The following is a 9,653-nucleotide window of genomic DNA, read 5'->3' on the forward strand; positions in this document are numbered from 1 at the left end:
TCGGTCGAGACATGGAGGAAGCGGAAGGCTTCCCTTCCCGCGGGTGAGAGGCGCCGCCAGTGTTCCAGTGCCGCGTTCAGCATTACGAACGTGCCGTCGACATTGGTGCGCAGGAAATCCCGAGGTCCATGGATCGAGCGATCGACGTGGCTTTCGGCGGCCAGATGCAGCACATGGTCGGGCGCATATTCGCGGAAGACGGCCGCCATCGCATCGGCATCGCAGATGTCGGCCTTCACGAAGCGATAGCGCGGATGCGACGCGACACTTTCCACGTTCCGCAAATTCGCTGCGTAAGTCAGCTTGTCGACATTGACGACGGTCGCGTCGCTATGCGCAATCAACCGGCGCACTACGGCAGAGCCGATGAAGCCGGCCCCACCCGTCACCAGCACGACGCGACCGCTGGCGCTCAAGCTGCCTGCTCCTCGCTATAGTGGAAAGGACTGTCGAGCGCTGCGAGCGTCGGATGACGTCGGTCACGATCGGACAAGATGACGGCATCAGGAGTCACCGGCCAGTCGATGCCGAGCGCCGGATCGTTCCAGAGCAGGCCGCGGTCATGCGCGGCGCTGTAATAGGCATCAACCTTGTAGAGGACCTCGCAGCCCGGAGCGAGCGTACAGAAGCCATGCGCGAAACCCGCTGGTACCAGCAATTGCTGCCAGTTTTCCGCACTCAATTCGACCGACAAGTGACGCCCATAGGTCGGAGAGCCGCGACGGATGTCCACCACCACGTCGAGGATGCGGCCCCGCACGACGCGCACAAGCTTCGCCTGCGCGAAGGGCGGGGACTGGAAATGCAGCCCTCGTACGACGCCTTCTGCTGTCGAGTGCGAGTGGTTGTCCTGCACGAACGAAACAGCAATGCCATGCGCAGTGAGCACATCCTGCCGAAAGGTTTCCGAAAAGAACCCGCGGTCGTCGCTTATCCGCGTCGGCGACAGCAGCTTCACACCCGGCAATCCGGCGTCGGTGATGTTCATAACGCTGGCGCCAACTGGCCTGCCGCGTCCAGCGCATATTGCGTGCCGGTCAGCGGGCATTTCAAATCAGCATCGAGCTTAACGCCAGCCTGGCCCATCCAGCCAATACGCCGCGCCGGCACCCCCGCCATCAAGGCATAGGCCGGGACATCGCTCGTCACCACCGCTCCGGCGCCGATGAAACAATATTCGCCGAGGGTCGCACCGCAGACGATGGTGGCATTGGCACCGATGGTCGCACCCTTGCGCACCAGCGTCGGCCGGTACTCGGTCTTGCGCTCGATTTCGGCACGCGGATTAAAGACATTTGTGAAGACGCATGACGGTCCGCAGAACACACCGTCTTCCAATGTGACGGCATCATAGACCGACACGCTGTTCTGGATCTTGACCTTGTTGCCGATCACGGCCTTGCCGCCGACGAACACGCCCTGCCCCAGTGAACAATTCCGCCCTATGCGTGCACCGGCCGACACGTGCGTCCAGTGCCACACGCGCGTGCCGGCACCGATCACCGCGCCATCGTCGATGATCGCGGTTTCGTGCGCGGACCAGCCGGACGGATCGTTGATCATGCGACGCCTTCTACCTCGCGACACTTCGGATGATATTCGCCGGTCAGGCCGACCGGCGTCGCGCGGCCGATCTCGTACACGGCCTCGATCGCCGGACGCGCATCCATAAGCCCGGAGCCACCGCCCGCCAGAACGTCACGGTAGCACTTAGTGTGCAGGTCGGTGAAGCCTTCGCTGAAGTTCAGTTCTTCGCCCTCGATCAGGATTGAGCGGAAGCTGGGCTGCGTGCTCCCGGCCGGAAGGTGATCCGCATTGATTGACAGGAACCAGCGTACTCGCGCTCTCTTGAAGAGAAGGAAACCCGCAGCCACGTCGGGGCGAAGCACATGCACCGTGCTGCCGAGCTGCTTGCCGAACACCCAGGTCAGCATGTCGAAGAAATGCACGCCGATATTGCTGGCGATGCCACCGGACTTCTCCGCATTGCCCTTCCAGCTCGTATGATACCAGTGACCGCGCGATGTCACGTAAGACAGGTCGACGTCGTAGACCTTGTCGGCCGGGCCATTGTGAATGCGCTCGTGCAGTTCCTGAATGGTTGGATGCAGCCGCAGCTGGAGCACGTTGTAGATGCGTCGTCCGGTTTCCTTCTCGATATCCGCCAGCGCATCGAGATGGCGCGGATTGAGCACCAGCGGTTTCTCGCAGATGGCATCGGCGTTACTGCGCAACGCAAAGCGCATATGCGCATCGTGCAGGTAATTCGGCGAACAGATCGACATGAAATCCACAGGCGCGCCGCGGCGGCGCAGATTATCGACGTGACGATCGAAACGCTCGAACTCGGTAAAGAATTGCGCTGACGGAAAGTAGCTATCCATTATGCCGACGCTGTCATTCGGATCGAGCGCCGCAGCGAGCGAATTGCCGGTCTCGCGGATTGCCTTCATGTGACGCGGCGCGATATAGCCGGCCGCACCGATCAACGCGAAGGTCTTGGGCGAACTGGTCATGCGATGATGATTGAACGAGGGAAGTGCGCCGGGCGTGACGGAAGGTCGATGGTAGACGAAACGCGATGAACCATTGCTACCGCAGGCCGGGTGACATCAGCTTGTCGCTGATTGTTCCGGCCACAAGATTATTCAGCGATACCGCCGCTCACGCGGCGGCGACGGCGTCCAGATCCAGGACAACGCGAACCTTGCGTCCAAGAAGGTCGAGCAGGATCGCCACACGCTCGCGATCGGTAACGGTGTCGATGAGTCCGAGGCAATCGGCGAAGGCCCCGTCCAGCACCTTGATCTTGTCGCCCGGTGCAAAGCGCGGCCGGGTGTCCAACGGGATGAAGCCGTCGGCGTTCTGGCTTGCCTTCAGCCGTTCCACGATGCCGTCCGGGACGGACACGGGATCATTGCCGGTGCACACCACCTGCGTGACGCCAATGGTGGAGCGGATGGCGAGCCAGCGCTGCAAGGACACGTCGATCGAAACGAACATGTAGCGCGGGAATAGCGGCGCAGGCACCAGTTCGATCTTGCGTGCATGGCGGCGGCGCTTGAGGTAGCGCGGCAGATAGGTCGTAAAGCCCTGCCGCTCCAGATGCGCCTCCGCCTTACGCTCGGCATGGGAGTGGGTCTGGACCACATACCAACGTTGGCCTGCAATCAAGCTCACGATGCGGCCCCCTGCGGCTTGCTGACACGCACGCGCAGCAATTGGGGGATCAGCACCCGCTCGTCGCCAAAGCGCGCGATCGCCTGCTCTGCCCGCTCGCGCGCGGTCAGCATGTCCGTGATCAGTACGGCATCGAAAACCTGGTCTACGGAGTCGTAATCGGGCCGAACCGGCACGCCCACGAAGCGCGCCTCAACAGCCTTTGCGTCCACCACCGCGGTGATCTCGATCCCGTGGTCGAGCGCGCAGATGGCGGCGATCTCGGCGAGGTCCGACTTGCCCGCAAGGACGATGCGGCGGATGCCCCTCAGCTCGGCAGCCTGGAGCAAGGCCGAGCAATCCGACTTCGCGCGCCGGAAAAAGTCGAAGGAATGCGACAAGTACTGGACGGTCAGCCGCGACTTTTCGGAAAAGCCGTGCGGCGTCAGGTAATAGGCATAGCGGCGGGCCGGCGCTTCGCTGACCTTGAGCAGCCCCTTCTTTACGCATCGCTTCAGGTAGGCGTTGACCAACCCTAGCGCGACGCCGAGTTCGGCCGCTAGATGGCGCTGCGACTGCACGCCATCGCGCTCCACGGATTCAAGAATGCCCAACATAATCATTGGGTTATCTGTCTTTTCCTGGTCGGCGGCGCTGGTCATACGCGGATCCATGGGTGCTGGACGCTAGTCGTTCACGCCATGAACGTCAAGCTATCGTTCACGGCATGAACAGCGTTTAGGGGCTGGGTGTCTGCGCCCCGGCTCCGATCAGAGGGATCAGTGCTTGCGGATCACGGCATAGGCCGTCGGGCAGACCGGCAGGACACGGTCGAGGCGCAAGGCCAACCACATCATCTTCTCGTACACACCCGGCCACGCCCTCCGCGGCGAGCGGCGCAGGAACATTTCCGGGGCGGTGATGACGAGCGTGTGCAGTAGCAGGCTACCAAGGCCGCCAATCCTGACCAGTTCGATATCAGGGCCGAACCGCCCGGCAAGCTTGGCCGGCGTGTATTGCCGGTATCCGTGCCAGAGATAGGGCAGCAGGCTCGCACCAGCGGGCAGGATGTGAACCTCTACTCCGCCCGGCTTGAAGAAGCCCGGGAAGCGCGCGATCAATTTCGCATCGGACGGAATGTGCTCGAGCGTCGACACAGATATCATCAGATCGATCGGGCGCTGCGGCGTGAAGGTGTGCGCATCGGCCCGATGAAAGTCGATTGTAAACGGAAAATCCGCACCGCGTTCGCGCTTGAAGTAATCCTGGATATCGACGCCGGTGTAGCTCCCACTATAGCCTAGCACTGCTAGGCGGCTCGCCATCGCGCCGGCTCCGCAGCCGACTTCCAGCACGTCGAGCTGGCGCGGCGGCATGAGGTTCGGCAATTCCGTATCGATGAACACATTGGTGATCAGTCGGCTCGGCGACTGGCCACTCATCTCCGCGCGAGCGCGCGCCATGTCCGGCGCAAACGACCGCGCCGCCGGCCCCCGGCCGAGCGTCGCAAGATTACGCCACAGGTTCTGCCACAGATAGCAAACGCGATCGCCGGCCGACATCTTGCCGTCGCCGCAGACCTCATTTTGCTTGCTGTCGCCTAATGCCGGCACGCACTCGAACCTTTGTTTACGCCCATCGCCGACGCCAGGACTCATACATCAGGATAGTCCAGAGCGCATGGGCCCAGTTGCGCCGGCCGCCGACATGCTCTGTCCACAACGCACGGACAGCCGACACATCGAGCAGCCCGCCACCAAGGCACGCCGGATCGAGCAGGTCCTCTGCCCAAGGCCGCAGCGGCCCGCGCAGCCAGCTTTCCAGCGGAATGCCGAAACCCATCTTCGGCCGCTCGACCAGATGACGCGGTACATAGCGCTCCAGCACCTTGCGCAAGAGCCATTTGGTCTGACCTCCACGCACGCGCATGTGGCGCGGCAGGCGCCAGGCGAATTCGGCGACGCGATGATCGAGCAATGGCGGACGTACCTCCAGCGACACAGCCATCGAGGCACGATCGACTTTCTGCAGGATGTCGTCGGGAAGGTAAGTCTCGGTGTCGAACAACTGCATCTGCTCGATGAAGCGATCCTGTCCGTCCGCCGGCAGAGGGTCCATTGTCACCGAATGTTCCGCGATACCGTGGATCAAGGCCGATGGATCATTGTTTTGACTGACCAGCCGTCGGTACGTTTGAAGACGATCGAGAGGCAACACCGATGCGAGTTTTCGAATTTTGTCAACCGGACTTTGCGGACGCAACCGCGAGGGCGCAAGCGAGGCAGCGGCATCGATCGCGGCATCCGGCACCGCATTCAGAAAGCCGGCAAGCGCGCGCCGCAACGGTAGAGGTGCGCCTGCAAGCTTGCCACCAAGACCATGACCCAGATTGTATCGATTGTAGCCGGCGAACAATTCGTCACCGCCGTCACCGGAGAGCGCAACCGTGACATGGCCGCGCGTCATCTTCGAGATCAGGTAGGTCGGAATCTGCGAGGAATCGGCGAACGGCTCGTCATACATCTCGGCGAGTTGCGGCACGATATTGAGTGCATCGATGCCGCCGAGCATCATGTCCTCGTGCTCGCTGCCAAGATGCTGCGCAACAAGACGGGCGTGAGCGGACTCGTCAAATCCGAGATCGGGGAAGCCGATCGAGAAGGTGCGCACCCGCCCGCGCTGCGCCGCCACCATCAACGCCACCACAACCGAGGAGTCGATACCGCCAGACAGAAATGCCCCAAGCGGCACGTCCGAGATCATCTGTCCTGAGACCACTTCCGCGAGCAGCGCGTGCAGCGCCTCCTCCGCCTCGACATCTGAACCCGAGAACGGGTCGGCCAAGCCGTTTAGCGCAGTCTCGCGCAGCGACCAGTAAATGCGCCGCGCAACCTTGCCGTGGGCATCAATGCTGACTACCTCGCCCGGCAGCAGCTTGCTGACGTTGCGATAGATCGAGTGCGGCGTCGGCACGAAACCGAAGCGCAGGAAACTCGCCACCGATTGTGGATCGACCTCACAGGCAACGCCGCCGGCACCGAGGGCCTTGAGTTCGGAGGCGAACGAAAATCCGCGCGCAGTATCTGCAAGGTAAAGCGGCTTGATGCCGAGGCGATCGCGGACCAGATGCAACGTGCGGGCTTGCCGATCCCACAGTGCAAAAGCGAACATCCCATTGATGTCGGCCAACGTGCGATCGAGTCCGCGATGTGCGACCGATTCCAGGATGACTTCAGTGTCGGACGTGCCGCGGAACGCGACCTGCGCCAAATCCGGCGAACGCGCGATATTCTGCGCGTTGTAGACTTCGCCATTGTAGCAGATGACCCAGCGACCATCAGCGGAGACCATCGGCTGCGCGCCGGTCGGCGTCAAGTCGACGATGGCGAGACGACGATGCGCCAGTGCTACCCCCGCCGGCTCATCGCACCACACGCCCTCGCCATCCGGCCCGCGATAGGCGATCGCGTCCGACATCGCCTGCGCGCGCGCGCTCATCGCGGCTGCGTCGCCCCGCGGTGTACGGTCGAAGAATCCGGCAATGCCACACATGCGCCTACAAAATCAATATTTGGTCGAAGGACCGGGACCGCCCCAGCGGGAGGCTTTGGAATGCGGCCAATCGGCGACATGCGCAAGCTATTTTGACGTTTCATGCCACGCCATCGATTTTCGTGACCTCAGGATCGCGGCCGTCAACGCGCATGCTTGAGGAACACACCGCCAGCACCTACTGTGCTCGCCGACGTTCCAAGCGCATGCCGGGCCACTATCTTCCAATGCAATTCAGAGATGATATCAACGGCCTGCGCGCCGTTTCAGTTGCCGCGGTCGTACTCTATCACTTCGGCGTTTTTCCATTTTCCGGCGGGTTCGTCGGGGTCGACGTGTTCTTCGTAATCTCCGGTTATCTGATGACCGCTGTCATTCTTGCCGACCAGCGGGGACTGCTCAGTTTCTATGCCGCCCGAGCAGTACGGATCGTACCCGCCCTCGCTCTGCTGTGCGTCGTCATCCTCGCGTTGGGATGGTTTATCCTTTCGCCGGCAGAGTATCGTGCGACGGCGGCACAGGCCGTGGCCTCGCTTGGCTTTTTCTCCAATATCGCGAACTGGTGGCGGGAGGGCGACTATTTCGCGCCGACCTCACTCAGCAACTGGTTCCTGCACACTTGGTCACTGTCGGTCGAGTGGCAATTCTATATGCTATATCCTTTGCTACTGCTCGGCCTACGTGTCGCGCGCGCTTCATGCAAGGCAATTCGCATCACGATCACAGCGATTTTCCTGCTGTCGCTGGCTGCAAGCGTCTACGCATCCTCAAACTATGCATCGGCTTCGTTCTATCTGCTGCCGATGCGCGCGTGGGAGATGCTGCTTGGCGCCCTCGTCTATCTGAATGGCGATCTCAAAGTGTCGTTCACGGGACGGAAAATAGCGGCCTATGCAGGTCTCGTGACAATAGTGTCATCCGCACTCTTGTTTACATCAGAAGACACCTGGCCTTCGTATCTTGCATTGCTGCCGACCGGCGGGGCTGCACTCGTGATCTTGAGCGCCGACAAGACAAACTTGATCAACACAGCGATCTTCCAGTGGCTCGGGCGGGCGTCGTACTCGATCTATCTCTGGCATTGGCCCGTCGTAGTGGGCACGCGCTTCTTCGAAATAGAGTCGACAGCTTTTGTGATCGTCGCAGGCATTCTGATCTCCTGCGTCCTCGGCTTCGCCTCCTACTTCATGATCGAGTTGCCGACCGCGCGGACGCTGAAAGAGACACGATCTGCTACCGGACGTGCGGTTTCGGCTCTCAGCCCGATCCCGATCATTGGCATCCTAGCGGCAGCGATCATCTGGAAACATGGTATTCCCGATCGCGTTCCGGAGGCCGTGAACAAGGTGCTGCAGGTAGAAGCCGAGGCGGCGCGCTTTACGGGCGCATGCGACAACCCGCAGACCGGCTGCACGATCGGCGCAGGACCTCTCCGCGCAATCATGATCGGCGACAGCCTGTCGTTGAACCTCGCTCCGGCCGCACAAGCAGCGTACGGATCGGAAGGCGGAAGCATCCTGCTGTTCGCGTATGGCGGCTGCCCGACCGTGTTTGGGGCACAAATCCCACGCTTCGGGCACACCCACCGCTGCGCGGATTTCAACGCCACAGCCTGGAAAACCATTCTGACTCTTCCCGACGTGCCCGTTTTTATTGTGAATAGGACACCGGTTTATATCGAAGGGTTCAATGAAATGAGCGGCGGGCCATTCGCGATTTTCAATGGCGAACGCTATCGCTCCGCTGGCGAGCGGAAATCCGCGTTCCTCGATCACGCGGTCAGCACGCTGTGCATCATGGCGTCGTTGCGCCGCGTTGTATTCGTCAACTCGATACCCGAGATACCTTTCAACGTTCCACGCGGCTTGGCTCGACGCATGATGTTCGATGTGAACGCACCAGACGTCGCAATTTCGCGCAGCGCACATTCAGTCCGTACCGTTACAAGCGACGAAATCGGGAAGCGAACGGCGGAAAAATGCGGCGTGTCAGTCCTCGATCCGCTGCCGTATCTTTGTGACGCCAAACGCTGCTTCGGGTCGCGTGAACAACGCCCGCTCTACCGGGACAGCAATCACCTGTCCCATGCCGGGAGCGCCGTGCTCGTTCCCATGTTCGAGACGTTTTTGGAAGCAGGCGAATAAGCGGCTTCGATAGGACGACACTTGGCGGGCCGCCTTCGCGCCGTCAGGGCATGATAGGCAGAACACAAGAAGACTCAAATACCTAGCGGGACCGCAGCATTGAGAAGGCGAGGTTAAGGTGCCATTCATGCAGCGCGATCTAGCCTTCCGAGGAAGCGACTTTGGATAACAGCGCAAGGAACACTTTGATGAAAACCGTATACTGGCTCTTGCTCAGTGCCGGACTAATTGTGGGTTCCACGTTGCCCGGTAGCGCCCAGTACTACTATGGACCTTACTATGCGCCTCCTCCGCCTCCCTATTACGGCGGGGGATATTACGGAGGCGAGTATTACGCACCCCGACCGCGTCGTTATTACAGGGATCCATCGTGGGGAGCGAATGACCCGAGAATAAATCCCAATGCTGGCTGCCCTTATGGATGGACACGTCAAGCTGGCATCTGCAAACCCTATCGCGGGTACTAGGCGGAGGGAGTGAGTTTGCGGTCTCACCTCGAGGCCGCAGAAAAAGACGTTATGGCTTGACTTGCGAGACCTCGCCTAGCTCATCGCACTCAACGCGCCTGAAGAACTTTGACGCGAAACGTCAGCGAGTGCGCTGCGCCTCGGCCGACACCTGGCGGTCGCCTTCAATCATCACGAACGGGTCCAAGCCATGTTCGCGGCACTTGGCCAGCACGTTGCCGACATCGATGCGGTCGGGCGAAATGTCGATCAACTTGGCACTGCGCACCTGATCGTTCTGCGTTTCGATTAGTGCGACGAACGGACGGAAGCCGACCCAGTAGCCAGCGTC

At 61.0% G+C, this 9,653-nt stretch carries 10 protein-coding genes; 1 reads left to right on the plus strand and 9 read right to left on the minus strand.

The annotated features are described in order from the left end of the window. The 8 genes from VN004_RS17580 to asnB all read right to left on the minus strand — a co-directional run. Positions 1–416, minus strand: a 416-nt coding sequence (locus VN004_RS17580; RefSeq protein ID WP_325612771.1) for a GDP-mannose 4,6-dehydratase, incomplete at its 3' end; no start/stop codon positions are given. Then, positions 413–988: a dTDP-4-dehydrorhamnose 3,5-epimerase gene (gene rfbC / locus VN004_RS17585; protein WP_325612773.1), complete on the minus strand. Its 576-nt coding sequence runs from the start codon at positions 986–988 to the stop codon at positions 413–415. The genes VN004_RS17580 and rfbC, both read right to left, overlap by 4 nt. Then, positions 985–1,563, minus strand: a complete 579-nt coding sequence (locus VN004_RS17590) for an acyltransferase (protein ID WP_325612775.1) — start codon at positions 1,561–1,563, stop codon at positions 985–987. The genes rfbC and VN004_RS17590 overlap by 4 nt, the downstream gene beginning before the upstream one ends. Further along, the gene (locus VN004_RS17595; RefSeq protein ID WP_325612777.1) at positions 1,560–2,516 is read right to left on the minus strand and encodes a Gfo/Idh/MocA family oxidoreductase; all 957 of its coding nucleotides are present in this window, start codon (positions 2,514–2,516) and stop codon (positions 1,560–1,562) included. Before VN004_RS17595 ends, VN004_RS17590 begins: the two co-directional genes overlap by 4 nt. A gap of 148 nt (positions 2,517–2,664) precedes the next feature. Continuing rightward, positions 2,665–3,180: a transcriptional activator RfaH gene (locus tag VN004_RS17600; RefSeq protein ID WP_325612779.1), complete on the minus strand. Its 516-nt coding sequence runs from the start codon at positions 3,178–3,180 to the stop codon at positions 2,665–2,667. Beyond that, positions 3,177–3,821 (minus strand): winged helix-turn-helix transcriptional regulator, encoded by a 645-nt coding sequence (locus VN004_RS17605; protein WP_325612781.1) that lies wholly within the window; start codon positions 3,819–3,821, stop codon positions 3,177–3,179. The genes VN004_RS17600 and VN004_RS17605 overlap by 4 nt, the downstream gene beginning before the upstream one ends. A 117-nt stretch (positions 3,822–3,938) precedes the next feature. Beyond that, positions 3,939–4,772 carry a class I SAM-dependent methyltransferase gene (locus VN004_RS17610; RefSeq protein ID WP_325612784.1) on the minus strand — a complete coding sequence of 278 codons (834 nt, stop codon included), beginning with the start codon at positions 4,770–4,772 and terminating at the stop codon, positions 3,939–3,941. A gap of 16 nt (positions 4,773–4,788) precedes the next feature. Continuing rightward, the gene (gene asnB / locus VN004_RS17615) at positions 4,789–6,711 is read right to left on the minus strand and encodes an asparagine synthase (glutamine-hydrolyzing) (protein WP_325612786.1); all 1,923 of its coding nucleotides are present in this window, start codon (positions 6,709–6,711) and stop codon (positions 4,789–4,791) included. Positions 6,712–6,863: 152 nt separating this feature from the next. Between asnB and VN004_RS17620 the strand changes: the two genes are divergently transcribed. After that, positions 6,864–8,855, plus strand: coding sequence for an acyltransferase family protein (locus VN004_RS17620; protein ID WP_325612788.1), 1,992 nt, complete (start codon positions 6,864–6,866; stop codon positions 8,853–8,855). 588 nt (positions 8,856–9,443) lie between these two features. Here VN004_RS17620 and VN004_RS17625 read toward each other — a convergent pair. After that, positions 9,444–9,653: hypothetical protein (locus tag VN004_RS17625; protein ID WP_325612790.1), on the minus strand; the 210-nt coding region annotated here is incomplete at its 5' end.

The sequence above is a fragment of the Pseudorhodoplanes sp. genome, assembly GCF_035565855.1.
In the GTDB taxonomy this organism is placed as follows: Bacteria; Pseudomonadota; Alphaproteobacteria; order Rhizobiales; family Xanthobacteraceae; genus Pseudorhodoplanes.

Coding starts and splice junctions, on each gene's coding strand:
- rfbC (WP_325612773.1), bottom strand. CDS start 988: ATGAACATCACCGACGCCGGATTGCCGGGTGTGAAGCTGCTGTCGCCG.
- VN004_RS17590 (WP_325612775.1), bottom strand. CDS start 1,563: ATGATCAACGATCCGTCCGGCTGGTCCGCGCACGAAACCGCGATCATC.
- VN004_RS17595 (WP_325612777.1), bottom strand. CDS start 2,516: ATGACCAGTTCGCCCAAGACCTTCGCGTTGATCGGTGCGGCCGGCTAT.
- VN004_RS17605 (WP_325612781.1), bottom strand. CDS start 3,821: ATGACCAGCGCCGCCGACCAGGAAAAGACAGATAACCCAATGATTATG.
- asnB (WP_325612786.1), bottom strand. CDS start 6,711: ATGTGTGGCATTGCCGGATTCTTCGACCGTACACCGCGGGGCGACGCA.
- VN004_RS17620 (WP_325612788.1), top strand. CDS start 6,864: ATGCTTGAGGAACACACCGCCAGCACCTACTGTGCTCGCCGACGTTCC.